37 protein-coding genes and 2 tRNA genes are annotated in these 22,688 nt (G+C 47.7%); 34 read left to right on the plus strand and 5 right to left on the minus strand.

Annotation, left to right across the window (positions count from 1 at the left end; translation table 11 throughout):
* The first annotated feature begins 34 nt into the window (after nucleotides 1-34).
* From PV02_RS06735 to PV02_RS06745, 3 genes are all read left to right on the plus strand, one after another.
* Nucleotides 35-547, plus strand: coding sequence for a shikimate kinase (locus tag PV02_RS06735; protein ID WP_256622615.1), 513 nt, complete (start codon nucleotides 35-37; stop codon nucleotides 545-547).
* A gap of 591 nt (nucleotides 548-1,138) precedes the next feature.
* Entirely contained in the window at nucleotides 1,139-1,459 is a 321-nt protein-coding gene (locus tag PV02_RS06740) for a hypothetical protein (RefSeq protein WP_256622616.1), read from the plus strand.
* A 181-nt stretch (nucleotides 1,460-1,640) separates the two neighbouring features.
* The gene (locus PV02_RS06745) at nucleotides 1,641-1,814 is read left to right on the plus strand and encodes a hypothetical protein (protein ID WP_256622617.1); all 174 of its coding nucleotides are present in this window, start codon (nucleotides 1,641-1,643) and stop codon (nucleotides 1,812-1,814) included.
* Between the two features lie 3 nt (nucleotides 1,815-1,817).
* Here the strand turns inward: PV02_RS06745 and PV02_RS06750 are convergent, their stop codons facing one another.
* A complete protein-coding gene (locus PV02_RS06750; RefSeq protein WP_256622618.1) occupies nucleotides 1,818-2,018 on the minus strand; it encodes a hypothetical protein in 201 nt (66 codons plus the stop codon).
* Between the two features lie 32 nt (nucleotides 2,019-2,050).
* Here PV02_RS06750 and PV02_RS06755 point away from each other — a divergent pair, with 32 nt between their 5' ends.
* From PV02_RS06755 to PV02_RS06880, 26 genes are all read left to right on the plus strand, one after another.
* Complete coding sequence (locus PV02_RS06755) at nucleotides 2,051-2,578, plus strand: hypothetical protein (RefSeq protein ID WP_256622619.1); 528 nt, start codon at nucleotides 2,051-2,053, stop codon at nucleotides 2,576-2,578.
* On the plus strand, nucleotides 2,575-2,739 hold the full coding sequence (locus tag PV02_RS06760; protein ID WP_256622620.1) for a hypothetical protein: 165 nt from the start codon (nucleotides 2,575-2,577) through the stop codon (nucleotides 2,737-2,739). Before PV02_RS06755 ends, PV02_RS06760 begins: the two co-directional genes overlap by 4 nt.
* Complete coding sequence (locus PV02_RS06765) at nucleotides 2,736-3,056, plus strand: DUF5658 family protein (RefSeq protein WP_256622621.1); 321 nt, start codon at nucleotides 2,736-2,738, stop codon at nucleotides 3,054-3,056. The genes PV02_RS06760 and PV02_RS06765 overlap by 4 nt, the downstream gene beginning before the upstream one ends.
* Entirely contained in the window at nucleotides 3,056-3,358 is a 303-nt protein-coding gene (locus tag PV02_RS06770; protein WP_256622622.1) for a hypothetical protein, read from the plus strand. Before PV02_RS06765 ends, PV02_RS06770 begins: the two co-directional genes overlap by 1 nt.
* Nucleotides 3,355-3,651: a hypothetical protein gene (locus PV02_RS06775; RefSeq protein WP_256622623.1), complete on the plus strand. Its 297-nt coding sequence runs from the start codon at nucleotides 3,355-3,357 to the stop codon at nucleotides 3,649-3,651. The genes PV02_RS06770 and PV02_RS06775 overlap by 4 nt, the downstream gene beginning before the upstream one ends.
* On the plus strand, nucleotides 3,642-3,929 hold the full coding sequence (locus PV02_RS06780; protein WP_256622624.1) for a hypothetical protein: 288 nt from the start codon (nucleotides 3,642-3,644) through the stop codon (nucleotides 3,927-3,929). Before PV02_RS06775 ends, PV02_RS06780 begins: the two co-directional genes overlap by 10 nt.
* The gene (locus PV02_RS06785) at nucleotides 3,926-4,135 is read left to right on the plus strand and encodes a hypothetical protein (RefSeq protein WP_256622625.1); all 210 of its coding nucleotides are present in this window, start codon (nucleotides 3,926-3,928) and stop codon (nucleotides 4,133-4,135) included. The genes PV02_RS06780 and PV02_RS06785 overlap by 4 nt, the downstream gene beginning before the upstream one ends.
* Nucleotides 4,132-4,407, plus strand: a complete 276-nt coding sequence (locus tag PV02_RS06790) for a hypothetical protein (RefSeq protein ID WP_256622626.1) — start codon at nucleotides 4,132-4,134, stop codon at nucleotides 4,405-4,407. The genes PV02_RS06785 and PV02_RS06790 overlap by 4 nt, the downstream gene beginning before the upstream one ends.
* Nucleotides 4,395-4,841 carry a hypothetical protein gene (locus PV02_RS06795; protein WP_256622627.1) on the plus strand — a complete coding sequence of 149 codons (447 nt, stop codon included), beginning with the start codon at nucleotides 4,395-4,397 and terminating at the stop codon, nucleotides 4,839-4,841. The genes PV02_RS06790 and PV02_RS06795 overlap by 13 nt, the downstream gene beginning before the upstream one ends.
* A gap of 663 nt (nucleotides 4,842-5,504) precedes the next feature.
* On the plus strand, nucleotides 5,505-5,849 hold the full coding sequence (locus tag PV02_RS06800) for a hypothetical protein (RefSeq protein WP_256622628.1): 345 nt from the start codon (nucleotides 5,505-5,507) through the stop codon (nucleotides 5,847-5,849).
* Nucleotides 5,850-6,115: 266 nt separating this feature from the next.
* Nucleotides 6,116-6,352 (plus strand): hypothetical protein, encoded by a 237-nt coding sequence (locus PV02_RS06805; protein ID WP_256622629.1) that lies wholly within the window; start codon nucleotides 6,116-6,118, stop codon nucleotides 6,350-6,352.
* Nucleotides 6,352-6,570 (plus strand): hypothetical protein, encoded by a 219-nt coding sequence (locus tag PV02_RS06810; RefSeq protein ID WP_256622630.1) that lies wholly within the window; start codon nucleotides 6,352-6,354, stop codon nucleotides 6,568-6,570. Before PV02_RS06805 ends, PV02_RS06810 begins: the two co-directional genes overlap by 1 nt.
* A 13-nt stretch (nucleotides 6,571-6,583) precedes the next feature.
* Nucleotides 6,584-7,483, plus strand: coding sequence for a radical SAM protein (locus PV02_RS06815; protein ID WP_256622631.1), 900 nt, complete (start codon nucleotides 6,584-6,586; stop codon nucleotides 7,481-7,483).
* Nucleotides 7,484-7,804: 321 nt separating this feature from the next.
* The gene (locus PV02_RS06820) at nucleotides 7,805-7,948 is read left to right on the plus strand and encodes a hypothetical protein (RefSeq protein ID WP_256622632.1); all 144 of its coding nucleotides are present in this window, start codon (nucleotides 7,805-7,807) and stop codon (nucleotides 7,946-7,948) included.
* Entirely contained in the window at nucleotides 7,945-8,127 is a 183-nt protein-coding gene (locus tag PV02_RS06825; protein ID WP_256622633.1) for a hypothetical protein, read from the plus strand. Before PV02_RS06820 ends, PV02_RS06825 begins: the two co-directional genes overlap by 4 nt.
* On the plus strand, nucleotides 8,124-8,303 hold the full coding sequence (locus tag PV02_RS06830) for a hypothetical protein (protein WP_256622634.1): 180 nt from the start codon (nucleotides 8,124-8,126) through the stop codon (nucleotides 8,301-8,303). Before PV02_RS06825 ends, PV02_RS06830 begins: the two co-directional genes overlap by 4 nt.
* Nucleotides 8,303-8,884 (plus strand): hypothetical protein, encoded by a 582-nt coding sequence (locus tag PV02_RS06835; RefSeq protein ID WP_256622635.1) that lies wholly within the window; start codon nucleotides 8,303-8,305, stop codon nucleotides 8,882-8,884. Before PV02_RS06830 ends, PV02_RS06835 begins: the two co-directional genes overlap by 1 nt.
* Nucleotides 8,885-8,893: 9 nt before the next feature.
* Nucleotides 8,894-9,505: a hypothetical protein gene (locus tag PV02_RS06840; protein WP_256622636.1), complete on the plus strand. Its 612-nt coding sequence runs from the start codon at nucleotides 8,894-8,896 to the stop codon at nucleotides 9,503-9,505.
* On the plus strand, nucleotides 9,505-9,993 hold the full coding sequence (locus PV02_RS06845) for a hypothetical protein (protein WP_256622637.1): 489 nt from the start codon (nucleotides 9,505-9,507) through the stop codon (nucleotides 9,991-9,993). Before PV02_RS06840 ends, PV02_RS06845 begins: the two co-directional genes overlap by 1 nt.
* Entirely contained in the window at nucleotides 9,990-10,223 is a 234-nt protein-coding gene (locus tag PV02_RS06850) for a hypothetical protein (RefSeq protein ID WP_256622638.1), read from the plus strand. Before PV02_RS06845 ends, PV02_RS06850 begins: the two co-directional genes overlap by 4 nt.
* A 20-nt stretch (nucleotides 10,224-10,243) precedes the next feature.
* Nucleotides 10,244-11,443 (plus strand): hypothetical protein, encoded by a 1,200-nt coding sequence (locus tag PV02_RS06855; protein ID WP_256622639.1) that lies wholly within the window; start codon nucleotides 10,244-10,246, stop codon nucleotides 11,441-11,443.
* A gap of 223 nt (nucleotides 11,444-11,666) precedes the next feature.
* On the plus strand, nucleotides 11,667-11,831 hold the full coding sequence (locus PV02_RS06860; protein ID WP_256622640.1) for a hypothetical protein: 165 nt from the start codon (nucleotides 11,667-11,669) through the stop codon (nucleotides 11,829-11,831).
* Nucleotides 11,832-11,839: 8 nt separating this feature from the next.
* Nucleotides 11,840-12,121, plus strand: a complete 282-nt coding sequence (locus tag PV02_RS06865) for a hypothetical protein (protein ID WP_256622641.1) — start codon at nucleotides 11,840-11,842, stop codon at nucleotides 12,119-12,121.
* Nucleotides 12,114-12,482, plus strand: a complete 369-nt coding sequence (locus PV02_RS06870) for a hypothetical protein (RefSeq protein ID WP_256622642.1) — start codon at nucleotides 12,114-12,116, stop codon at nucleotides 12,480-12,482. The genes PV02_RS06865 and PV02_RS06870 overlap by 8 nt, the downstream gene beginning before the upstream one ends.
* Nucleotides 12,479-13,606, plus strand: coding sequence for a hypothetical protein (locus PV02_RS06875; RefSeq protein ID WP_256622643.1), 1,128 nt, complete (start codon nucleotides 12,479-12,481; stop codon nucleotides 13,604-13,606). The genes PV02_RS06870 and PV02_RS06875 overlap by 4 nt, the downstream gene beginning before the upstream one ends.
* Complete coding sequence (locus PV02_RS06880) at nucleotides 13,603-14,481, plus strand: hypothetical protein (protein ID WP_256622644.1); 879 nt, start codon at nucleotides 13,603-13,605, stop codon at nucleotides 14,479-14,481. The genes PV02_RS06875 and PV02_RS06880 overlap by 4 nt, the downstream gene beginning before the upstream one ends.
* A 62-nt stretch (nucleotides 14,482-14,543) precedes the next feature.
* On the opposite strand, the gene PV02_RS06885 is transcribed toward PV02_RS06880, so the two are convergent.
* The 3 genes from PV02_RS06885 to PV02_RS06895 form a co-directional block, all read right to left on the minus strand.
* Nucleotides 14,544-15,512 (minus strand): tyrosine-type recombinase/integrase, encoded by a 969-nt coding sequence (locus tag PV02_RS06885; protein ID WP_256622645.1) that lies wholly within the window; start codon nucleotides 15,510-15,512, stop codon nucleotides 14,544-14,546.
* Nucleotides 15,513-15,665: 153 nt separating this feature from the next.
* Nucleotides 15,666-15,740: transfer RNA gene (locus PV02_RS06890), tRNA-Glu, on the minus strand.
* 94 nt (nucleotides 15,741-15,834) lie between these two features.
* Entirely contained in the window at nucleotides 15,835-17,073 is a 1,239-nt protein-coding gene (locus PV02_RS06895; RefSeq protein WP_256622646.1) for a proteasome-activating nucleotidase, read from the minus strand.
* Nucleotides 17,074-17,707: 634 nt separating this feature from the next.
* Here PV02_RS06895 and PV02_RS06900 point away from each other — a divergent pair.
* From PV02_RS06900 to uvrB, 4 genes are all read left to right on the plus strand, one after another.
* On the plus strand, nucleotides 17,708-18,565 hold the full coding sequence (locus PV02_RS06900; protein WP_256622647.1) for a hypothetical protein: 858 nt from the start codon (nucleotides 17,708-17,710) through the stop codon (nucleotides 18,563-18,565).
* 25 nt (nucleotides 18,566-18,590) lie between these two features.
* Complete coding sequence (locus PV02_RS06905) at nucleotides 18,591-18,830, plus strand: TIGR00304 family membrane protein (protein ID WP_256622648.1); 240 nt, start codon at nucleotides 18,591-18,593, stop codon at nucleotides 18,828-18,830.
* Nucleotides 18,830-19,093 carry a TIGR00304 family membrane protein gene (locus PV02_RS06910; RefSeq protein ID WP_256622649.1) on the plus strand — a complete coding sequence of 88 codons (264 nt, stop codon included), beginning with the start codon at nucleotides 18,830-18,832 and terminating at the stop codon, nucleotides 19,091-19,093. The genes PV02_RS06905 and PV02_RS06910 overlap by 1 nt, the downstream gene beginning before the upstream one ends.
* Before the next feature lie 165 nt (nucleotides 19,094-19,258).
* Nucleotides 19,259-21,241: an excinuclease ABC subunit UvrB gene (gene uvrB / locus PV02_RS06915; protein WP_256622650.1), complete on the plus strand. Its 1,983-nt coding sequence runs from the start codon at nucleotides 19,259-19,261 to the stop codon at nucleotides 21,239-21,241.
* Between the two features lie 3 nt (nucleotides 21,242-21,244).
* On the opposite strand, the gene PV02_RS06920 is transcribed toward uvrB, so the two are convergent.
* Nucleotides 21,245-22,252 carry an ATP-binding cassette domain-containing protein gene (locus PV02_RS06920; RefSeq protein WP_256622651.1) on the minus strand — a complete coding sequence of 336 codons (1,008 nt, stop codon included), beginning with the start codon at nucleotides 22,250-22,252 and terminating at the stop codon, nucleotides 21,245-21,247.
* A 95-nt stretch (nucleotides 22,253-22,347) separates the two neighbouring features.
* On the opposite strand from PV02_RS06920, the gene PV02_RS06925 reads away from it, so the two are divergent.
* Nucleotides 22,348-22,419, plus strand: a tRNA-Gly gene (locus tag PV02_RS06925).
* The last annotated feature ends 269 nt before the right edge of the window (nucleotides 22,420-22,688 follow it).

The following is a 22,688-nucleotide window of genomic DNA, read 5'->3' on the forward strand; positions in this document are numbered from 1 at the left end:
AAACAATGCTAAAAAGTAACACTAAGGAGGCAGTATGATAATAACACTGATCGGAATGCCGGGTGCCGGGAAAAGTTCTGTGGGGAAGAGACTCGCCCGCCTCCTTGGGTACACCTTCACGGATACCGATGACCTGATAATCAATGCAGCCGGCAGCATGCTGCAGGATATTGTTGATACGAAGGGAGACATGGGCTTAATAGGCATCGAAGAGCAATGCATCCTCTCCCTTGAGCTGCAGGAAGACTGCATTATTGCAACAGGCGGAAGTGTCGTCTACTCTGACAGGTCAATGGCCTTCCTGAAGTCGAACTCTGCAATTATCTTCCTTGATGTCCCTTACGAGACCATCGCCCGCAGGCTTTCAAACATCGACACGAGGGGCGTGGTCGGTCTCAAAGGCAGGGGCCTGCGTGAACTCTACCAGGAGCGCACGGGGCTGTATGCCGCTTATGCCGATATGACCATCAAGGTCAGCGGCAGGGACAGAGTGCAGGATGTAGTGAACAGGATAATGGAAAGAATGCAGGCCTGGAAGCCTGAGTAGATTGTTTCCCTCCCAGTTCCTCTTTTCCCGCCAGATCTTTACTCCTGATCCAAGGGCTTCATGGGCAAAATTCTCTTTCCTTTCCGGGCCTGTTTCTCAGGTCTTCACAAGCGGTTCATGGCAGGATGGGTTCTAAGAGAGGGAGCTTCATTGAAAACTAATGGTCCAAACGGATGTATGGGATAAGCCTGTTTCTGCAAAACCTCTAACTGGTGCAAGATGTTGTTTCCAAAAAAAGGAATGGTGCTCCGATCGGGATGTGAGGTCTCACCATCCTAATGATGAGTCCATCACCCCGGAGCGCATCCTCGATTATTGTAATTTTGGACCGGGCGGTTGAACGAAAAAACCCAGTCCATTTAAACCTGTTACGAGCAGGTTCACAAAAATCTGAAGCTGCATTTAGTACTATACACTATTGTGTATAAATGTTTTATCCATATATTAGTTAGCTATCAGCCTAATTATTCTATCCCATACGAACATCTGTAAAATACTTGCTTTTGAAAAAACTTATATACTAAACTATCTTCCTAATCAGTGTTGAGTTTACGAGACTCGACACAAAAAATAGAAAGAAGGTTGAACGAAATGAAAGACATTGAATATAATAGCGAAGGCGCTAGCTGTGAAGCTTGCGATTGTATAGGCTTTGAAGATCTCCCTGCAGACAGCTCCGCACAAGTCAGAGGACCGGCTCTGGAGAAGTTCTACTATGTCCTGCTAGGAACATCTGCAGGTATGGCAGCTCCACTGGCATTTATCGGGCTTCATGCATTGCTGGATATGCAGTTTGACAGCTCATCCGTTACTGCTCTGTTCATTACTCCAGCTTTTGTCTTTGCATTTGCATTGACAGTTCGTTATTACGGGAGAAATAATCAAATCGATCTCTGTGGGAGTGAGAACTGATGGACAGAATTGCCTCCTCCATAGAAGATCTGAACAAGCACATTGACGCACAGACAACTCGCTACGCTTTTCTATCCACGCGAATATTCAGAACTCACACTGATGATGCAGGTCCTGTATCTGGTTGCTCATACCACCTCTCCAGAGGATCTGCACGTCACACTTCCCAGGAGGTACTCTAATGTGCTCCTGGGGACGTCTTATCACTGCAGCTGAGAAGGCCTGCAGCAAGTGTGGCGACATATACTATTCTACCTCTCTCAAAGATGGCCTCTGCTTTAACTGTCAGGTAGAGCAAAGGCGTCAGTTATTCCGCTCAGAGATCGGCCTGGAAAGCTCCCAGGAGGTGCTCTGAATGTCAGGCAAACCTGCATACATCATCCAGGACCATGAGCGTCCTGGTACTTTCTCCGTGCGCCGCATAACCTACCGGCAAAGGCACGACGTCAAAGCTCCGGCACAGAGGCCTAAGGTTGCCATCAAGGTCCATAAAGGCATGGGCCGCTTTTGGATGGTAGGGAAGGTCTGGTGTGGAGATCAGCCTCGTATCCTTCCGCACAAGATATCCAGGACTCCAGGGAGGTGGGTCTGATGCCTAGCATAGAAGTTATTGTGACTATTCGGGACATTCCTCTGGAGAGATCCATGCAGATCCTGGACCTCCTCAAAGGGGCAGTGCCAGCTCCTACAGTAGACCATATATGCTCCACAGATACACCATGTAATCCAGATCTGCCAACTTTGGAAGAGGTCATGAAGGACCTGGGCGAGAGAGAGAAAGAGCTCGACAAGCCAAAGCGCAGGCCAAGAGCAGAACGTGGACATTCGACATACTTCCATTACGTGCCTGTTCCTGGCACGATGCATCTGGAATGGAAGGATACTCAGGACGGACAGGTAGATCTCAGGTATCAGAACACCAGGGTAAGATTGAGCTGGAGGAATGCGGTCACGCTGTCAATCATCCGGAACAAGCAGGACAGGAAAGCAGAGATCTTTAAGATCCTGAGGAATGAAGCCTCAAACGGATCCAGGATCACAGCTGTCAATCAGTTTGTTCAGGCCATTATCGATGAACGCATAACCGCTCCTATTACTGTAGAGGAGCTGGTATTATGAGCGAGACACTGACAGCTGCAGCTTGCCGCCAGGCAGGATGCTGCCATTTAACATCCAGGCTTATAGCCACACATAAAGGAGCTCAGAAACAGTCATACTGCCGCCTCACAGGAAGGATCCCTGGCAATATGCAGGAGTGTCCTCGGGGGCTGGTATCATGAAGGCCTTCATACTTGACAGCTGGCCTGTCCTGATCTTCTACGTTCTGGGAGATATTCTCACAACAGTCTGGGCGCTAAACCTGGGGGGAGTCGAAGCAAATCCTGCCATGAACTACCTCCTGTCTGAGTATGGATTTGCTTCTCTTCTCATTACAAAGTTCATAGTAGTGCTCTGTTGCTATGCCTGCTACAGGTACGTGAAACCTCAGTCTCTTTTTGCCTGGAAGGCCCTCAATTACGTTGTGGGAGCTATGGGTATATTCATCATCGGATGGAACGTGTGCTCTACATACTGGATATCTGGAGGTGTTTTCTGATGCGCTGTCCGTACAATGGCTTCAGAGACTGCATGGGAGACTCCTGTGCAGTCTACAACCCATTCCTGAATGGCTGCTCTGTGATGACCACTCCGCTGGCCTTGGGGGAGGAATTCAGGGGTATCAGGGTAGCCTTGGAGAAGATCTCCTCTCAGCTGGAGAGCCTGGAGAGATCCTGCAGCACGGGTATGAATGCTGTCTGTCAGGAGATCGCTGCGGCAACTGATGAGATGAGTTGCCTTGCGGATGAGCGAGAGGTCCCGGCTGTTAGAGTCCTAGAGCCTGTGGAGGTCCAGGTATGAGCTTAGAATGGAAGGATCCTGCAGAGAGACCTACTTTGCGAGTCATCAAAAAACCTGAGTTCATCCCTGTAGATAATGGAGTCAGTGAAACCAGATTCCCTCTCCAGGACAATGCAAGTGCATACTCCATGAAGGAAGCTGCAGATCTGCACAGACGCAGGATCCGCAGGTTCCATCATCTTGGATTCAGGGATCATATTCAGGCATGTTCTAACTGTGGCTATATGATCTGCAGATGTGCTGACCGTGAGAGACGGAAAGAGATCGAGGCTAAGAGGAGGCGATGGCAGTGAGGTTCACTATATCCTCCGGACCGTTTAATGTCCCGATAGTGCAGCATGTTGTCATTACTACCGGAAATTCCTACACTCAGGCGAGATGGTACTGGGAGTACGTCAGGAGCATACTGTTCTCACATTTCCCTCACTTTGAGAGTACCAGATCTTACATCGAGGACTATAAGCATGACCGTGAATCCAATACATATCATGATAATGTCCTCATATTCATAGACCTTGAGCCTGCAGTTCTGAAGGAGATCTGCGAGAAGCACGGAGGCCAGTACCTATGATCGCCAAGACATGCACAGCCATCTCCATCATAGGGGCTGCATGTGTCTCCGTAGGAGCCCCAGGAACTGCAAATGCAGTCTGGTCCATATCTAACATAGGCCTGGTCTGGCACAACTACAGGACAGGAGAGATATCTCAGGCTGCAATGTTCACGGTGTTCTGGATCCTGGCAGTCTTGGGAGTATTCAGGGAGGTGTTGCTGTGAGCTATTCTAAATGGTCCTTCAGAAGAATGAAACCGCCCAAAGAGCCCAGGAGCCGGCAGGAGATCAAGGCAGAGCTGGAAGAGCTCATGCCTAAGATCTGCGAGGCTGAAGGCGAGCTGGAGGAGTTAGAGGCCAAAGTTGAGGATCTTTATCATACGAGAAGAGAGCTCCAGAAAGAACTGGACCCTCTCCTGCGTCCCTGGGAACGTCCCCGGCCTAAATATGAGCACAAGATCCTGCAGTGCCTGGAGGGAGTCGTATGCAAGCTGTAAGGATGCAGTTTGAGAGGAGATCAGCTCCACAGGCTGCTCAGGTCATCAAGACAAAGCCAGTTATAGGACTTGATGATCCTGAGATCAGGAGGGATGTAGCTTTTGCCAAAGAAGAAATCGAATGCCTGCAGGCACTCACATGCATGCAAACTGAGCGTATTTCCATGCTAGAACAACAGGTCGAGCATTTGACAAAGCTTCTCTCTGGAGGAGTGACGAAGACAGCTCAACGTGCTCACATGCTTGCTGAAGCCGTGAAGAATACGAACCTGGGATTTGTTACCAGGACTCAGGCGCGCGAAATTTTAGCCGAGGAAGGGGACAGACTTGGCCTGAAGGTCACAGACGATGCCATGAAGGCAGCTGCCAAAATGTACAGTCTCGTGTACCGCAAGAACGGAGCTGGAGAGGTTGTGCTGGGGGTCCTAAAATGATTTTTTTTGCGCTGCATGACTCACCTACCCCTCACCAGTTAGTGAGCGTTGGAGGTGAGCCTAGACGATGAGAAGGACAGTTTATTTATATAGTCGAGGTGGTTCAGGATGATACCTGCTAAAAAAAGATAATTTGTGTTCGGTTTACAGGCTAAAGACCTGAATAAACTAGATAAAATATATTACTTTTTTATATATCACTTATTTTATAATGTGTTCTAAAATGGGTCTAAAATGGGTCTAAGGGTGCTCACCGCTTCTCTGTTTCCACTCACTCACCGGTGAGCGCTCACCTACCATCTTAAAGAAATCACTATCAAGGTGTTCAAAAATGCCCCTCACCAACTGGTGAGAGTGTAATAAAAAACAATCAATCTTTAAAGTAAGTTATATTGTTTTGTAAGTTGGGGTTTAAATTGTGAATATTATTAATATTTTGGTTAGATCTTCCAGGTTTTCCTGGATCCCATAGTAGAGGAAATTATGATTGACATACGGATGATAATATTTGTACTGACAATGTTGGCATTGGTGGCCGGTATTGTCAGAGGTGCAATTTCAAATGATATTTGTGCTCATGCTCTAATTTCTGCCGGAGCAATTGGCACGATGTATATTCTATTCACATCAAAATGAGAAAACCCATAAGAAAGGAAGACGCTTATGAAAAATATTATTTTGCGTTGGTTTGGAGATGACTATTCGGAAGGCACTGGCAATATTAGAAAAGTAACTCCAGTTAGTATCTTTTTTAACATTTTTAAGTTTGGGAAACGCATATCGCCGCCGGTAATAATTGTACTGATAGACTATTGGATAATATCATCCGAAGCGTGGAAGCTATTGCAGTTGGTTGAGCAATACAACTGGTTTGTGCAACACGTTATATTGTTTATCATTGCCGTAGGTTCTGTGATATTAGCGTTTTCTAACCTGCTTTTAATAGCATGGATTCTTGATTTATTAGACACACTCACACTCTTAAGAGAAAATGACAGGGAATCCTAAACACCATAGGAGAGGAAACCATGACGAAGGACTATTATTTTACAGCACTTTATATTTTGATCGGCATTGTTCTCGGCTTACTGGCCGGGTATGACATCGGATATAACATTGGATGGGATGCATCATTGATGTACTATTCCCAGGGAGTTATCCCATAATTACGGAAACTAAAGTACTGTAATAAGTGCAACGTTAACTATATATAGTATGGTTGCATAGTAGTATATAGAGGTACAAAATGTGCCTCACGATAGGAGGAAAATAAGATGATTACAAAAGAAAGAGCAGCCGAAATTTTGACAGATATCGAAGAAAAGATGCAAGCAATTTTTGATGACAAGAACAATGAATACACATATCAGGCGGATTTTTGGCAAGTGTGGGAGCATGTGGTAGATCAGTATTACCCGGATATTGAAATAACTGATATAGATATCGAGGGTCACAAATATGATACTATAGACGGATATTATTTCCGCCTGAGTGAAGAGGATGAGGTATAATGCCCCTCCCCATCTACCTCCCTCATCGGCAAATTCAGGTCAACCAGGCAGGCCAGGTCTACATAGGCAAACCGTTTGATGGCATGGGTGTTGAGATATGGATCGATGGCTATATGATCGTATCCGGTCCCGTGACATCTGGCAGGGTGTCTGTTGGCCGTGAATATGTAGGGAAACGATCAGATGTGTATTATTTGAGAGAAACCGAAACCCCATAATAAAGGAAGGATTATGAGAGTACAACTTGTAGATGTGGATTCAAAGATACCAAACCTCGCACTGATGAAGGTCAGCGCATACCACAAAGCACAGGGTCATACTGTAGGCTTTGATGTTGTGGATCCAGATCTTGTCTATGCCTCTGTGATCTTCAAGAAGAATAAGCATAAAATTGATGGATTGAAATTCTTCTATCCGGGAGCACAAATAATAGTTGGTGGCTCTGGTTATGATCTGCACTCTAAATTACCGGATGATATAGAGCGCATGATGCCGGACTACTCTTTATATTCAGAATGTGATTACAGCATGGGATTCTCGACACGCGGGTGTTTCAGGAACTGTTATTTCTGCATAGTTCCTGAGAAAGAAGGATCCTTTCATAAGGTCGCTCATCCGCAAGAGTGGCATAATCCAACATTTGATAAAATCATGTTCCTGGATAACAACATTCTTGCAGATAAGGAATGGTTCTTTGAGGTTACACAATGGTGTATAGATCACGGTCTGAAAGTGTGGTTCACACAGGGGTTAGATATACGCCTACTGGATGAGCAGATAGCAGCCAGGCTGTATAAAATGAAGGTCTGGAAACCTATCTTCTTTGCATGGGATCACATACAGGATGAGCCAATTATCAAAGCAAAGATCCGGGTATTAAATAAGGTGGGCTTCACTCCCTCTAAACTGAAACGGTGGGTGCAATTTTATGTTTATGTCGGCTCAGATGCAGACTATGAAACCGGGGTCTACAGGTGCAGAACTCTAAAAGAGCTTAACTGCAATCCTTTTGTTATGTTCAATATTGACGAAAAGCCGACAAAGCGCATCCAAGAATTAAGGAGATGGGCTAATCTAAAGTGGTGTTTCTGGGCTTGTGATATTTCGGAGTACTCCAGGACAATAGCCTAAACTCACAAGTAAAGGAAATGCTTCCAAAAGCCATCCAAAAAATGCGCTTTTGTTTATATACAAAATCTCTTTTTTTCTGATTCAGTGATCGTGTGGAAAAATATTTCCTATTATGCCGTATAATCGGAAACATTCTTTATATATTTCTTTTCTTAGTTGGGTTTTATATTCTTATTATTTTCATTTTGAATCTTAATAATAAGAATATTTGGAGGTTAAAACATAGCTGAAGAAATCGTAACAGGACAGGCATCCTTCACGGGAAGGGAACGTGATGAGTTACTCAATGTTGTCAGGAGAACTCATCCCGGACATGCAAGCATGAAAGCAGCTCTTAGGGTCACTGCCTTGGAGTACTCCCAGATAGATCTCTCTCCGGAAGAGATCAGCGCGTGCAAGAAGCATGGAGGCTCTGACAGTCTCCTGGAATCAATGTGTAATCTGGTGAGGAAGGTCATCAGATGAACCGCCATCCCCGGATTGTCGGGAAGGTCAAGAAAGCGTATAATACTTGGTGGGTCCAGCTGCTCATCCAGGCTGCATCAGCTATCGTAAAAGGCTTTTACTGGGTATCCTGCAGGATCCTGGGACGCTTTACAAGTGGCCGGAAAAAGTACCGCATGGACTGGAGGAAATGGAAATGAACATATTAAACCGCATATCCTATGCAGGAGTGTGGATAGTCTACCAGCTGGTCAAGGCCAGGGCAGATGTGCACAGCATCCTTCCAGCTGGATCCCTGGAACCTATGGCACGCATTGCAGAGCCATACAATAAGCCGATATCCGAGTATTTCAGGTTACTGCAGGCGGTGGTCTGATGTTCGGCTGGGTAAAAGGATCTATCAGGTCCATCTCTGCAGCTATGGTCCCTCTCCGTAAGGCAGAGTTTCCAAACATTGGCAAGGCCATAAAGCATCCTGTTAAGACGATAGGTACAGCTCTCAACTCCAGGGAAGTCGTGGTCACTCTCCTGAGGGGAGACGGTATCGAGCACGTTCCAGCTGTCCGTTTTGCAAATGTGATCTTCAATCACGAGCTGGGATATGGGTGGATGATCATGCCAGGATCTGCAAGAAAACTGGACGGCCAGACTGCTTACATCTGCAGTCCGGATGTCCCGTACACTCTGCAGATCCACAAGGCTGCTAAGGAGCTGGATCTCAACTCCGAGAAAGAGAAGACAAAAGATGATCCTGAGATTCAGGGACTAGGACTTCCCGACACGATCCTCAAGCTGACCACACAAGGCCTCGATCAGTTCGCCATGGCAAAATGGCACGCTGGCTTCGATGAAATAGGAGGCAACGGCATGGTGTTCCTGTTCGGTCTCTTTGGCGGTGTGATCGTTGGTCTTATCCTTACAATGCTCTTGCTATCGTTAATGGCTGCTTTCTCATAAGGTGGAATAATGGACTATACATGGATAATTATAATAGGCGCAGGGCTGCTCTTTGGCCTTGTTGTACGGTATGTAAAAAAGAATCCTGGCACGACTTTCCAGCTTCCAAAAAATAAAAAGGCTCAGGTCATTGACCTGGAAGATCCAGACACTCACAAGCTCTATGGATGTACTCAGTGTTCCTGGTGGTTCCCTTCCATCGATGAACTGCAGGACCACTCCATGGACGAGCACAAGATCGTGGTATCCGTCCAGGATGCAGAGTACAAAGTCAAGCTGGTGGATGAGGAAACCTTCCAGGAGATCCTCCTGCAGCAGGCAGAGACAGCACAACTGCAGGCTGACCTGGAGGAAGCCCAGGCCGAAAGGATCCAGGCAAAGCTCATGCAGGACCATGTTGTGGACCGGGCCATAGTCATCCAGGAAGGATCCACTCCTGCAGAGATCTGCACGCAGATCATATCCCGCCTGCAGGATGCAGACATAGACAAGATGTTCAATGGCAAGATACAAACCACTATCAAGGGAAGCCAGATATATTTCCAGGCCAACCTTATCCTGCCACATTCTGAACATAACCTGCAGGCAATAACGCAGTTTGCCGGGGCGGTGAAAAGGTAATGGCATTCACTAAGAAGCCTGACAAACAAAAAGAGCAGATGGAAGAGTCAAAGGCACAGGTCGCGGCTGCTTACGCAGGCCTTGACCCCTCTTTCCTGCAGGCCATCCAGGACGCAGGCAATGACGGCTTTATGGTCCCTGATCCAAATGTAGATCTTACAAGGGACCTTGCCAAGATTGCTCTGGGTATCAAAGAATACAGGGACTCTCTGCCACAAATGACAAATCTGGAGCATCCTGTCCAGAGTACCTGCCTGACTGCTAACATGACGGACTTGGAGCTCATGCGAGCCATGGGAATGTCGCAGCACGTGTATAATATTCTCAAGGGCGATAATCTGTATGTTTCCGGGTTTGCCGGGATGCTCAAGACCAGGATGGGCATTATCTATCCAGGAGCTGCAGGAGTAGAGTTGCATCCGCGTGTATCTGTCCTGGGGTCTCTCTTCGCCAGGCTCAATATGCTCCGGGAGGCTGGTAAGAGATGAGTAAATACAACGAAGATCAGCTGAAACGAATTACAACTAACATCAAGAAGGCGTGTATCCGGGAATATGGAAACACTGAGGAGGCCGCTAAGCAATTCTGGTACAGGTTAATACACGAGGTCTACAAGATCAATCCTGAAGCTGTCCCGGTGATGATCCAGGCACAACCACACCCGGGTAATAAAGAGTACATGCAGTCCATTTATGATGAACTGAAAAAACAACAGTAGCTTTATTTTAGGTAATCACTATGGCAGATATAAGAGCATACGTCGGCATGTCAGGCAGCGCAAAGACTCTCTGCCTGTCAAATGAAGCGTGGCATCTGTGGCTGAAAGGCTACCGTGTATATTCAAACTATGACCTGGTGTTTGATGGGAACACAAAGCCATGGTCTAAGAGGTACAACGAGGGAGAGCTCAATTACAGCCCTTTGTTCCATCCTAAGGATCTGCTCAGGATCAAGTTGCGGGGTAGGTTTGTCATTGTCCTGGATGAGATTGACAACTTCGGCTCAGATCCTGACGATCTCATGGGAGGAGTGGACGCTTACGACTTCAAGAGCGAAGCTGCCCGTATGACTTCCGCATTCTTCAAGAAGAGGCTCAGGAAGCTCCACGGAAGTCTGAGGTACTCTGTCCAGCAGATGAGGATGGTCCCTCCCAGGGTGAGAGAGGAGACTGAGTTCCTGGACCTCCCGCAAGTAGTCAAGACCAGGATGACAGGAGATCCTGCAAGACCTACAGCTCCTCTGGTTGTCGTGATTAAGGAGAAGCGCATCAATCCAGAGAGTCCAGGAGGCGAGTACCACGACACAGGTATAGCTCGACGTCTTGCTCATCCGCTGCTCGGCCTGGGCTATGTCACCCCTGACATGCTGCAGATCTACAACACTGATGCAGATATCCTGTCAGCTGCAGATCTACCTCAGCCAAGAGCAAATCCGTTTGCAGAGAATGCGGTAAATGACGAGAAGTTCTATCATGCGTGCCAGAAGCACTTTGGTGTGGACTGCATGGTAGAGCTCCTGCAGGACAGCGGCAATAATAGCCAGTGGATCGGGGACGTCGTGGTCACTCCTCCCGGCCAGGCTCCTATCATCTTCGACGTAACAGGGGTAAAGAAGTACTACAAGGATGGGAAAGCTCAATACATGGACCTTAAACCGAAGTGGGAGAAGCTTAAGGAGATGCTCCAGTTGGACGCCAAGATAGGATCCGTGCATTACCTGGCATACTACCAGATGGAAGGAGAGAAGCGGGATAAACAGGCGTGGTACCTGATACCCCTCTCCCGCCTCCGTAATGCCCTCTACTCTCCTATACACCTTCTACCATCATCGAAAATAATAACAGGCTCAAAAAATTTAAGAGTTCAGGAGGTAGAGGCCATCCCATTAGCAAACTTGCAACTTACACCCACAAAAACAGATACTGTGGTGATAAATTAGACCAGAAGGAGCGCTAAGGATGTCAGACATCATGGTGGCCGGGTATGGGGCGAAAAGGGGCAAAAACGGCAATCTCTAGAGGATTTTCATTTTTACCACTATCATTTTTAAGAAGTTCTCCCGCTCATGGAAGAAACAAATAATAATATGATTAAGAATATTATTAATATTAGATAAATATTTATACTGTATGATTTGACTATATAGATGAGGTGTCATCTATATGGCAGACATAAACTTCACCGGTATTGGCGAGATCATCACCGAAACAACCACCCTTATACCCAACCTCGTTGACCTTATCGTCAGCATTGCACCGCTCAAGATCGTCCAGGCTATCGTGGCCGGTATCGTCGGACTTGTCATCGGCATTGCTAAGATCGATTAAGGTGGCTCATGGCTACAGACAACGGATCTACACTGCAGAACGTGAGCCTCAACGGCTCATCTTTTTCTCTTCTCCCTGAAAATTACAATCCTGCCACTGACACGGTTCAGTACGTCAACGGGCAGTATGTCCTCACTCACTACATGACCCCGGAAGAGCTCCAGCCCTACATCCTGGCAGCCACTCTTATCCTGTGCGGCCTCATGGCTGCAGTAGGGTGGTACATCGGCACACGGTACGGAGCAGCATTCAAGGCAAAATACAAACGCCTCAGAGGCAAACATGCATAAACTATCCTCTATCCTATTCATCATCGGGCTGCTTGCCTTGCCTGCAGCTGCACAGACTGTCAGCTTCACAAACACCGGGTACCTGTCAGAGCAAGACGTGGAGCTCAGGATATACTATGGCAATGGCACATACGCAGGCGCCCTGAACACGTCCAGCCCTATTACCTTGGATCCTGACATGGACTATATCCTCTTCATGGATCAGAAAAAGGTAGATCTCTTCAACCGTCCGGATGCATGGCTCACATGGCTGCTCAGTGGTGGTGGAAAAGGACTGTTTGTACTGCTTATGATCTTCTCTCTTGTAGTCATGGTAATAGGCATGTCGTGGGCAATGGGTAGACGCGGAGGTGGAAAATGAGACAAACACTGCTCTTCGCTTGTCTGGCGCTCCTGTTGTGCAGTGTAACGCCTGCATTGGCGTTAGATTTACAGAATGTAGATCCTTTCAGTATCTATAATGCTAATAGCTATATGTCTGAATCTACAAAAGATTATTTCATTTTTTTGTCAGGGGGTTCTCCCAATAACATAATGATTGCCGATTATACAGGGAATTATTATACAATTGGATACGGGAACAACACCGTCAATAATCCTATCTCTGTATATTGCTCTTGGGATGGGAAAATATATTTTTCCTCTTCCAGTGGCGTATATCGTTATATGATAACAAAAGGTTCTACTTCACCTAAAAATCTCGGATTACCTGAAAATTATCAGTTTGTGTCATCTGACACAGAAGTTTATTCGTGGTTCGAGGATTCCAATTATATTTATTATTGGTCTGGCGGTTCCAATAGCATTAAAAGAATAAATAAAAGCAGTACTTTGGTGTCTAATCAGGTTACTTATACGTATACGTATTATACAGCTACATCATCCCAAATATCAAGTATGAATAAAGTAGGTACTAGTTTTTATAATACGGTTGCTAATTGGATTGGGCAGTTAAATCTTATAATGGTTAATAATAATGATCCTAATAATGCATATTTGTTAACAAGTGGTCAAGGTACTGGTCCCTCATGGACAATGAGTGGGTCTGAGTGGATTAATGATACGTGTCTATATGTAGGTGCCACGTCTAGACATGATAATGGTGCAATTAGTACTTTTAACATCAAAAGATTATCTAGGACAGGCACAAATACATATTCAGTTCTTAACGATATGGGTATCAGTTTCACTTATTCAACCACTAATCGCCCCTCAATGAATATGCATTGTTTAGCTCTTGGTAAAAATAATGCTGTAATGGCGTATGCTAATGGTAGGCATTTGTCATTCGTCGAGGTTTTCGATTTAGGCATTAGCGGAACTCCAGATTCTTCAGATGGTTCTTCCGGTACAACGACTGACCAATATGAAACTGGCCACGAATGGACAGACGAAGAAATGAGCAACGAAGGCCGAAAAATCATTTTCCCGTTGTTTCTGATTGTCTTGGTATTCTGGGTGCTTGAAGTGATAGGGGGAAAATGAGGCCTTGTATTTTCCTTTTGGCGTTATGCCTGCTTATTGTACCTGCATCTGCTGAGATATCAGTTGACGGGGTGTATGGCGATACAATTGTGTACCTGCATAACGACATTACTTCTTTCACGGAGACTGCAGACAGTGGGAATGTGTATAATTTCATCAGTGTTACTTCTGGTCTGGATGCAAATCACTCGTATTCAATCAATTCAAACACATACGAAATTGATGTAGTTGTAGGGCGTCTCAATTGGTACTCATCAACTTTATCAGTGGATTATTACAGCTTAGTTACCGGGAACAGTACCAGTTACACCAACACAATTTATCACATGGGATTGATTAGCTGCGAGGTTAGTGCAGGTGTGATTGACAACTCTGTGGAAGGATCGCTGAAAGTCAAAACGGGTATGTCCGCTAAAAAGATCTCTGATGAAACCGTCTATGCTCCCAGCAGTGTTTCACTTAGCTCTACAACACCAATTGATCTTAGGATCTCTCAGCTTGACGGCGATATAATCGGCATTGGACTAACAGATACAATACTCAATATAATCGATGCAATCCCTTTTGTTGGCCCGTACATAGGAGAAGCGTTACGACTATCTGCGTGGGTACTGGGTGCATTCTTTTCGGGGGCATGGTTCTTTGTAAATAATATAATGCTTTTCTTCTTCCTTTTCGAGACAGGTGTATTCTTGCACGGTATTGTAATCATTAGAGGGAAGGGGCCAAAGCACAGAAGGATCACGAAGAGTATAGGGGCTATCGTGAATGATAATAGGATTGCTCTTGAGGTATGTTTCACAATCATTATGAGAGGACTTGAGCTGGTGTATAGGGTCATACAGGCCATAGGAAACTGGATACCGTTTACGTGAGGATAACATGATAGAGAAATGGAGATTACAGAAACTTGAAGGGCAGAGAGATAACCCCGGCTTCAAACTGGAAGGCTCTCTGGACCAAATACTTGTGATCCTGAAGGATAAGGGGATCCTGGCAGAAACGAGCGTGTAAGCTTAGGGGCAGATCTGGTGTATGATGTTTTGATGATATCCGGGTCAAACTCTACATAGTTATTTGCCCAGGTTTTCTTTTTTAACGAGTCCCCACGAAGCCACATAATATCTATTTCTGTCATTCCTGTGCGTTGCATCTGTGTGGTTGCAAATCCGCGCAGACAATGACATGTAAGCCTTTTGTGAAGAGGTCCTGCAGGATCGTGCAAGCCCAGAGGTGTGGCATAATGTGCCAGGACCTCATTGGTATAGTCCTTGTGGATCCTTCCGCCTCGATCGGTGATCCATAGATAGTCTGTCTTTGCCCTGGGAGCTCTCCACTCCAAGTATGCTTCCAGGATGGCGTTGAGCTCGTCATCAATGAAGCCTAATCTTATCCTGCGTTTCTTCTTGGCACTCCAGTAGATCTCATTACGGTCCAGGTCTATGTCGCAGTCCTTGAGCTCCAGATATTCTCCTCTACGGCTCGCAGTCTTTGCCAGGAGGCATATCATGGCCAGCTCTCTTATCATGTCGTCCTGGTCATCCTCGATGGCTCTGACGAGATTCCTGACATCCTCCAGCTCCGGTATGAACCTTCTCTCCGGCTCATAGGATTGGTCCAGATATCTGCTGCGTACCTGCAGGATGGGATTGTTTGTGCAGAGATCCATGAACCTCATGTACTCATACAGGCCTGAGATCGCGGAGAAGTCGCGCTGGATACTGCTTGGCTTCTTGCCTCTTTTCTGCAGGTGCTCTATGTAACATACAAGATCCTGCTTGGTGACTGACTCCGGATCCGGGAAGGAATCAAGGTAATCTTTAACACTGCTCTTATAACTTTGGACTGTGCGCAACGTACGTCCACGTACCGCGCAGTCATGAAGGTATTGCTCTAACAGGTCCATTTTTTGCACTTCCGCGCATATAGATTTAAAAAAAGTATCTATTTTTTATTACATCTATATAGATAACAATCCATAACGCAAAAGTGTATAGTCTTTAGTGACTATTTATAATTTTCTAGCCTGTTTAGATACTAAATAAGAATAATGAGGATGTGCTCCGATCGGGATTCGAACCCGAGTCGCAGGAGTGAGAGTCCTGCATGATTGGCCGTGCTACACTATCGGAGCATTTTGTTTTAAGCCGCATTGGCCTAACAGCATCTCTGAAAGACGTTTATAGGATATTAACCTTTCGTTAATGGGAGGGGATGGGTATGTCTGTTCAGACAAACATACCGTGAGGCGTATTGTTCTCTTCTTCGGATACTACTTTTTCGTAGGCATCGTTTATATCCTTCATAGTTATCTCAGTGCCGCGTCTTCTGAGAACGAACATGCCTGCTTCCTTGGTAATGACCTTGATATCTGCGCCGCTGAGCGCGTTCGTCATCTTGGCTATCTTCTCGAAGTCCACGTCAGGGGCAAGCTTCATCTTGCGGGTGTGTATCCTGAAGATCTCCATGCGTCCCTTCTCATCAGGAAGGGGGACCTCTATCACGCGGTCAAAACGGCCCGGACGCAGCAGTGCGGGGTCCAGCAGGTCTATCCTGTTGGTTGCCGCAATTATCTTCACGTTCTTTGTGGCGTCAAAGCCGTCCATCTCGGCAAGTAGCTGGAGCATCGTCCTGTTGACCTCGGCCGAGCCGGTGGTGCCGTCGTGCGTGCGCATGCCGCCCACTGCATCTATCTCGTCAATGAAGAGAATAGATGGTGACTTGTCGCGCGCCATCTGGAACACATCCTTGACCAGTCGCGCACCTTCTCCTACGAACTTCTGGATGAGGTCGGAACCTGACATGCGAATGAAAGTCGCCTGTGCGCGGGATGCTACTGCCTTTGCGATAAGTGTTTTTCCGGTTCCCGGTGCTCCGTAGAGCAATACTCCCGTTGGCGGCTCGATACCTATGCGCTCGAAAAGCTCAGGTTCGGTCAGTGGAAGCTCTACTGATTCAATGACCTCCTTGAGCACATCGTCAAGCCCTCCTATCATATCGTAGTCGATCCCGGGTGAATTGATAAGCTCCATCACCTGTGCACGCACGTCAGCGGCCCTGCTGATAATGGATACTATGGAGAACGCAGCATTGACACAGACCCTCATTCCTGCCTGTATCTCTCCCTGGAAATGCGGAGGTATCTTTGTCACAACCTCCTGGTTGTTCCCGTGCTGCCTTATGAGTGCCATATCCTTCTCGACCTCCATGACGCTCGCAATGAACAGAGGCGGCCTTGTCAGCTGCTCTATCTGTTTTTTGAGCTTGCCGGATTCCTCGAGATAACTGTTCGCCAACATGCTTGCCTCAAGAAGCTTTGCACGCATGTTCTCGTTATTGACCTTCAGTATCTCTATCTCCTGCAGTAATGACTCCGCATCCTTCCTGTCAGCATCATCTGGACCGGAATGTGCAGGCACTTTTGGATTCTTAGTGTCAACCGGTGATTCGGCACTACTGTTAGACATAGGGGCATACTATACGCACCATCTAATATAAATTGAACTATGGCGGGAAAATATCCTTGATAAATACCTAGGGGCAAGTGACCTCTGCAGAGGGGAACACGCGCTCCGGTTAAGGTATTGCCTGGTGTCTGACAGTGACTTCCGTTGATCTGGTCTCTGTTTAATTGTCCGATCACAAAAAACATTGTTTTTACCTGTGTCTTTTATACTATGCTTGTTTTGAAGCAAAGTACGGCTTCTTTAAAAAAACAAAAGCTTTAGCGCTGTATTTGTTCCTTTAGTGGCTTAATTCTCCCTCTTACAAAACAAAAAAGAAATATTTATCTAGCATGAATTGCAGTTAATTAATTGTTCACAATAGTGTTCAGCTGTATTTATCTCCTTAAAATATAAAAGAAGGAATTTTAGAGCTTAGATTGTCCTTAAAACAAATAAGCACTGAAATAAAAGAAAAGATTTATATATTATTACTCCCATTTAAGTAATTGTAAGACACAACGCGACAAAGTGTCCCGGATGTGTTAACACAACAACAGATCAAGATTAAATGAGCAACCATTGTCTGAGGGGATAAATGGTTTGTGAATCCATTATATCTGAGGGGATGAATGGATCTGCAAAAAGAGGCAACAGGATGAAGGTTCGGCTTGAGATCATCGACGAAGATGGCATTGAGAGCACAAATGTCGAGTTTGGCGGGAAGCACTGGAAACGGTGCCTCCTGGCATTCATAGACTCAATAGAAGACGAGAACCCAAAACACACCGAACCTTCATCTGCTTACTCACAATCTTCTTCACAGTCTTCTTTTAACCACGGCACAGCTCCAGGTACGGCACAGGGTCCTGTTCACAGTCCTGCTCCGCAGCCTTCGATGCAGCAGCAGTTCTCGCAACAGCAACCGGTTATGCAGGCTTTCTATCCGCAGCCGGCTCCGCAGGGTCAGTACCCGCAACAAGCGCAGTACCAGCAGCAATCACAATATTACCTACCTCCCACGGTGGCACCGTATTATTACTATGGACAGCCGGCTCAAAGTATATCCTCCATCAACTCCCAACAGCCACCACAATATCCACCAGCCCGGCCGGCTGCTCCAGAAGTAATGCCTGTGAGGCAGCAGGAGGCCCATGTTAACGCTCTCCACCAGCGTGCACCGGGACGCACTGTAAGCCTTAAGGATCGTATGAACGATTCCTCTCTCACTATCAATGAGAGGCTTGAGCTCTTCCTTAAATACGAGTATCCGCGCGTCTGGTTCTCCTCGCAGGATGTCCAGCAGCACTACGAGCGTATCTACGGTACTATAAAACAGAGCACAGTCTCCACATATCTTTCCAGAATGTACCAGAAGAACCTTCTGGAGCGCCGTGGCAACAGGACACAGCGCGAGTACAGATATGTCGGTGACGAGGCTGCCGGTCCGCGCCAGTCAGCACAGTCTCCTGCAGGTGTGCCACAGTTTCACAGGAATTCCGTGGAATATGGTTAAATCCGACAGGAACCTATCCTGAACCATGAGCTTTTTTGAGAATCTCCTTAAAACAGGCTTCTTTCTTGTATTCCTTGGTTTCCTACTCCTGTTTTTAGGCACTCTTCTCTCCGCAGGCCAGGGCAATGGCGATTTTGGCGGTCTGATCCTGATCGGGCCTATACCTATAGCTTTCGGCTCTTCGCCCGGGATCACTTCCACTATGATGTGGGCAGGCCTTGTGATAGCTCTTGTTTATCTGGTCGTGCTCAGGAGGTTCAGGTAATGTCCTCTCTGATCACAGCCGGCATCCTGTTTGTTTTCGTGGGTATTATTCTTCTCTTTATAGGGAGCATCGGCTCCATGTTCCGGGGTGCCCGCGGGGACGGACCCCGGAGCAAGGTGAAGGGAGGCGGGATAATCATGCTTGGACCGATACCGATAGTATTTGGCTCTGACCGGGGAAGCGTAAAGACTCTCGTATTGCTTGCCCTGGTACTTATGGCAGCATATCTGCTTATGGTAGTAGTCATGTCCCTGCTGCTGTGAGCCCTGGCCCGCAGTCTGTGGGATCACCTCTGTCCTATACCGTTTGTGTGAAGCGTGGTGAGCCTGTGATCGTGTTGGCCTGTATTTTGTGATAGGTTCCGGGGTAATGCGCATGCATCTCCCCTGTGAATATGTTTATACAGGTTCCGCCAAATATTACATTTAATGCGTGAGTTCAAACTTGTATCAGATTACGAGCCCAAGGGTGACCAGCCCGGGGCCATAGAGCAGCTTACCCGGGGAATCAGGAAGAAGATGAGGCACCAGACCCTGCTGGGCGTCACGGGGTCAGGCAAAACGTTCACCGTGGCTAACGTCATCCAGAATGTCCAGATGCCCACGCTTGTGATCGCACATAACAAGACACTTGCAGCCCAGCTGTTCTCTGAGTTCCGTGAGTTCTTCCCGGACAATGCTGTGGAATATTTCGTAAGTTATTATGACTACTACCAGCCTGAAGCCTACATCCCTACAACGGACACCTACATAGAGAAGGATGCATCCATCAATGAGGAAATAGACCGCCTGCGCCTGTCGGCCACAAGGTCATTGCTCGAGCGCCGTGATGTCATAGTCGTATCCAGTGTTTCCTGTATCTACAACCTGGGTTCCCCTGAGGAATGGCGCAAGATGTCGGTGCTGCTGACCGTGGGGGATGAGCTGGACAGGAGCTCCTTCTTTGAGGATCTCATCAATATCCAATATGAACGCAATGATATCGAGTTCACCCAGGGTACATTCCGTTCAAGGGGAGATACTGTCGAGGTATATCCTGCCCAGGAGCGCCAGGGGATACGCATAGAGCTCTTCGGGGACGAGATAGAACGGATTGCTTACTTTGACCCTGTCAGCGGGAAAGTGCTCCATGAGCTCAGGCCCGGAGAGAGCACTATGATCTATCCTGCCAAGCACTTTGTCATGTCCGAGGAATATATTGCCGGCGCGCTGGAGTCCATAGAAGCGGAGCTGGAAGTCGAGCTTTCCAAGCTCAAGTCCCAGAACAAGCTGCTTGAGGCACAGCGTCTTGAACAGCGCACCCGGTTCGATCTGGAGATGATAAAGGAACTCGGGTACTGCAGCGGCATCGAGAACTATTCCCGTCACTTCGATGGAAGGAAGCCCGGGGAGCCGCCATCCTCGCTGCTCAATTTCTTCCCTGAGGATTATCTGGTGGTCATTGACGAATCTCATGTGACCATCCCCCAGATAAGGGGCATGCACAACGGCGACCGTGCCAGGAAGGATGCGCTGGTGTCCTATGGCTTCCGCCTGCCTTCTGCGTACGATAACCGCCCCCTGCGGTATGACGAGTTCGAAAGGAGGCTGAACTATGTGCTTTACGTATCCGCGACCCCTGCTGAGTTCGAGCTGCAGAGGAGCAGTGCCGTTGTGGAGCAGATCATCCGCCCCACAGGTCTCGTGGACCCGGAAGTTGTTGTGCGGCCTGTGGAGAACCAGGTGGACGACCTCATAGGAGAGCTGCGCAAGGTCACTGCCTCAGGTTATCGCACGCTTGTGACGACCCTTACAAAGAAGATGGCTGAGGATCTCACCGATTATCTCACCGAGCTGGGCATCAGGGTGCGTTATATGCACTCAGATATAGATACCCTCCAGAGGGCGGAGATTGTCAGGGACCTGAGAAAGGGAGAGTTTGATGTGCTTGTGGGCATCAACCTGCTCCGTGAAGGGCTGGATATACCGGAGGTTGCCTTTGTTGCTATCCTTGACGCTGACAAGGAGGGATTCCTGAGGTCTGAACGCTCTCTTATACAGACCATCGGGCGTGCATCGAGGAATGTGAACGGCCGTGTGATACTGTACGCAGACAATATGACAGGTTCCATGGAGCGCGCCATCCGGGAGACCAACAGGCGCCGCAAGCTCCAGATGGAGTTCAATGAGGAGCACGGCATTATACCTAAGTCGATACAGAAGGCTCTGCAGAAAGAACTTGTCGAGTACAGGGAATCTACGGAGGTTTCCGATGTCACGGCCATAGCCGAAGGTCTTTCCACGGTGGAACTGTCGGACATGATCATCGACCTTGAGTCGGAGATGCACCTGGCCGCCAAGAGCCTCGACTTTGAGAGGGCGGCGCAGCTCAGGGACAGGATAAAGGAGTTGCGTGAGAACTACGCGTTGTGAGCATCATCTTCTGAGCATCCGGCGCACCCTGCCCCTGGGTTTACCGTTGTCATGCTCCTCGTCCCTGATGCCCTTGCCTGTATAGTGAAGGAAAACGTCATCAAGGGTTGGCTTGTGCAGGTTCACGGATTCGATAGTGAGCCCCAGCTTTGTGGTGGTTCCCAGGATGTCAGGTATAGCGCGCTCTCCGTTGGTGACTGTTATGCGGACTGTGTTTCCTGAGGCAGATATGTTGTTGATCCCGGGCATGGCACTACAACTGCCAAGCAGCTTTCCGGCGTCCTCTTCCGAGGAGAGGCCAAGGGTGATGATGTCCCCGCCCAGGGATGACTTGAGTTCCTGTGGGGTGCCCATGGTGATTATCTTTCCATGGTCGATGATGGCTATACGGTTGCAGAGCCTGTCCGCCTCTTCCATGTAGTGTGTTGTGAGCACCATGGTGATATTCTTGTCTCGGTTGAGCTCTCTTATGTAGTCCCAGATGTGGTTCCTTGTCTGCGGGTCAAGGCCGATGGTAGGCTCGTCAAGGAAGAGCAGGTTGGGGTAATGCATGAGCCCGCGTGCTATCTCAAGGCGGCGCATCATCCCGCCGGAGTACTTCTGCACGATCTCGTTCTCCCACCTGTACAGCTCCACCAGTTCCAGGACCTCTTTTATCCTTTCATTGCGCTGCTTCCTGTTCAGTCCGTAGAGACGGCCGTGCAGGTCAAGGTTCTCCCTGCCGGTGAGCTTCTGGTCAAGGGTCGTCTCCTGGAACACCACGCCTATGGACTGGCGCACCTTCGTCGGGTTTCTGGCGATGTCATAGCCCCACACGCTGGCACTGCCCGACGTGGGCCGAAGCATGGTGGAGAGCATGGCTATGAGGGTTGACTTGCCCGCCCCGTTGGGGCCCAGAAGCCCGAAAAGCTCTCCCTTCTCCACGGTGATGTCAATATTGTCCACTGCCGTCAGGCCGTCATACTTCTTACTTATTCCCTCAGTACGTATTGCAGCGTCGCTCACTTCCATCTCTGGAATAATGGCTTACCGTTCAAATATACTTATGCATTCAGGGCCGGGCGAAAATGTTATATCCGAAAAAACGCTTCTATGGCTTACAACCTGCGCCGATGGTCTAGCGGCTATGACTGGGGCCTTCCAAGCCCTAAACCCGGGTTCGAATCCCGGTTGGCGCACTTATCCTTTCTTATCCGTTTTTCTCAAGTATTTGCAATGATTTAAGCTAGAATGCATTTTTTTCGAATATCTATTGCGTACTGTGTAATAAATGTTGTATAGGTTCAGCATATGTACAAGACTACTTCTAAAAATGTGTGTTAATTGTGGGTTCGTCAAAAACCCGCATAGGTACCTGGGCTATCCCGGGGATTGACTCGGTTGCAGTTATACTGTGGAGGATGCCTTTTTGACCCGATGCTGGTACTGAGCGACTCTTCTTCCGGGT

Origin of the sequence: Methanolobus chelungpuianus (assembly GCF_024500045.1) — an archaeon.
In the GTDB taxonomy this organism is placed as follows: domain Archaea; phylum Halobacteriota; class Methanosarcinia; order Methanosarcinales; family Methanosarcinaceae; genus Methanolobus; species Methanolobus chelungpuianus.

What these genes read in the sequence shown, in the direction of transcription:
- PV02_RS06735 (WP_256622615.1), top strand. Translation starts at nt 35, where the DNA reads ATGATAATAACACTGATCGGAATGCCGGGTGCCGGGAAAAGTTCTGTG.
- PV02_RS06740 (WP_256622616.1), top strand. Translation starts at nt 1,139, where the DNA reads ATGAAAGACATTGAATATAATAGCGAAGGCGCTAGCTGTGAAGCTTGC.
- PV02_RS06745 (WP_256622617.1), top strand. Translation starts at nt 1,641, where the DNA reads ATGTGCTCCTGGGGACGTCTTATCACTGCAGCTGAGAAGGCCTGCAGC.
- PV02_RS06755 (WP_256622619.1), top strand. Translation starts at nt 2,051, where the DNA reads ATGCCTAGCATAGAAGTTATTGTGACTATTCGGGACATTCCTCTGGAG.
- PV02_RS06760 (WP_256622620.1), top strand. Translation starts at nt 2,575, where the DNA reads ATGAGCGAGACACTGACAGCTGCAGCTTGCCGCCAGGCAGGATGCTGC.
- PV02_RS06765 (WP_256622621.1), top strand. Translation starts at nt 2,736, where the DNA reads ATGAAGGCCTTCATACTTGACAGCTGGCCTGTCCTGATCTTCTACGTT.
- PV02_RS06770 (WP_256622622.1), top strand. Translation starts at nt 3,056, where the DNA reads ATGCGCTGTCCGTACAATGGCTTCAGAGACTGCATGGGAGACTCCTGT.
- PV02_RS06775 (WP_256622623.1), top strand. Translation starts at nt 3,355, where the DNA reads ATGAGCTTAGAATGGAAGGATCCTGCAGAGAGACCTACTTTGCGAGTC.
- PV02_RS06780 (WP_256622624.1), top strand. Translation starts at nt 3,642, where the DNA reads ATGGCAGTGAGGTTCACTATATCCTCCGGACCGTTTAATGTCCCGATA.
- PV02_RS06785 (WP_256622625.1), top strand. Translation starts at nt 3,926, where the DNA reads ATGATCGCCAAGACATGCACAGCCATCTCCATCATAGGGGCTGCATGT.
- PV02_RS06795 (WP_256622627.1), top strand. Translation starts at nt 4,395, where the DNA reads ATGCAAGCTGTAAGGATGCAGTTTGAGAGGAGATCAGCTCCACAGGCT.
- PV02_RS06800 (WP_256622628.1), top strand. Translation starts at nt 5,505, where the DNA reads ATGAAAAATATTATTTTGCGTTGGTTTGGAGATGACTATTCGGAAGGC.
- PV02_RS06805 (WP_256622629.1), top strand. Translation starts at nt 6,116, where the DNA reads ATGATTACAAAAGAAAGAGCAGCCGAAATTTTGACAGATATCGAAGAA.
- PV02_RS06810 (WP_256622630.1), top strand. Translation starts at nt 6,352, where the DNA reads ATGCCCCTCCCCATCTACCTCCCTCATCGGCAAATTCAGGTCAACCAG.
- PV02_RS06815 (WP_256622631.1), top strand. Translation starts at nt 6,584, where the DNA reads ATGAGAGTACAACTTGTAGATGTGGATTCAAAGATACCAAACCTCGCA.
- PV02_RS06820 (WP_256622632.1), top strand. Translation starts at nt 7,805, where the DNA reads ATGAAAGCAGCTCTTAGGGTCACTGCCTTGGAGTACTCCCAGATAGAT.
- PV02_RS06825 (WP_256622633.1), top strand. Translation starts at nt 7,945, where the DNA reads ATGAACCGCCATCCCCGGATTGTCGGGAAGGTCAAGAAAGCGTATAAT.
- PV02_RS06830 (WP_256622634.1), top strand. Translation starts at nt 8,124, where the DNA reads ATGAACATATTAAACCGCATATCCTATGCAGGAGTGTGGATAGTCTAC.
- PV02_RS06835 (WP_256622635.1), top strand. Translation starts at nt 8,303, where the DNA reads ATGTTCGGCTGGGTAAAAGGATCTATCAGGTCCATCTCTGCAGCTATG.
- PV02_RS06840 (WP_256622636.1), top strand. Translation starts at nt 8,894, where the DNA reads ATGGACTATACATGGATAATTATAATAGGCGCAGGGCTGCTCTTTGGC.
- PV02_RS06845 (WP_256622637.1), top strand. Translation starts at nt 9,505, where the DNA reads ATGGCATTCACTAAGAAGCCTGACAAACAAAAAGAGCAGATGGAAGAG.
- PV02_RS06850 (WP_256622638.1), top strand. Translation starts at nt 9,990, where the DNA reads ATGAGTAAATACAACGAAGATCAGCTGAAACGAATTACAACTAACATC.
- PV02_RS06855 (WP_256622639.1), top strand. Translation starts at nt 10,244, where the DNA reads ATGGCAGATATAAGAGCATACGTCGGCATGTCAGGCAGCGCAAAGACT.
- PV02_RS06860 (WP_256622640.1), top strand. Translation starts at nt 11,667, where the DNA reads ATGGCAGACATAAACTTCACCGGTATTGGCGAGATCATCACCGAAACA.
- PV02_RS06865 (WP_256622641.1), top strand. Translation starts at nt 11,840, where the DNA reads ATGGCTACAGACAACGGATCTACACTGCAGAACGTGAGCCTCAACGGC.
- PV02_RS06870 (WP_256622642.1), top strand. Translation starts at nt 12,114, where the DNA reads ATGCATAAACTATCCTCTATCCTATTCATCATCGGGCTGCTTGCCTTG.
- PV02_RS06875 (WP_256622643.1), top strand. Translation starts at nt 12,479, where the DNA reads ATGAGACAAACACTGCTCTTCGCTTGTCTGGCGCTCCTGTTGTGCAGT.
- PV02_RS06880 (WP_256622644.1), top strand. Translation starts at nt 13,603, where the DNA reads ATGAGGCCTTGTATTTTCCTTTTGGCGTTATGCCTGCTTATTGTACCT.
- PV02_RS06885 (WP_256622645.1), bottom strand. Translation starts at nt 15,512, where the DNA reads ATGGACCTGTTAGAGCAATACCTTCATGACTGCGCGGTACGTGGACGT.
- PV02_RS06895 (WP_256622646.1), bottom strand. Translation starts at nt 17,073, where the DNA reads ATGTCTAACAGTAGTGCCGAATCACCGGTTGACACTAAGAATCCAAAA.
- PV02_RS06900 (WP_256622647.1), top strand. Translation starts at nt 17,708, where the DNA reads ATGAAGGTTCGGCTTGAGATCATCGACGAAGATGGCATTGAGAGCACA.
- PV02_RS06905 (WP_256622648.1), top strand. Translation starts at nt 18,591, where the DNA reads ATGAGCTTTTTTGAGAATCTCCTTAAAACAGGCTTCTTTCTTGTATTC.
- PV02_RS06910 (WP_256622649.1), top strand. Translation starts at nt 18,830, where the DNA reads ATGTCCTCTCTGATCACAGCCGGCATCCTGTTTGTTTTCGTGGGTATT.
- uvrB (WP_256622650.1), top strand. Translation starts at nt 19,259, where the DNA reads ATGCGTGAGTTCAAACTTGTATCAGATTACGAGCCCAAGGGTGACCAG.
- PV02_RS06920 (WP_256622651.1), bottom strand. Translation starts at nt 22,252, where the DNA reads ATGGAAGTGAGCGACGCTGCAATACGTACTGAGGGAATAAGTAAGAAG.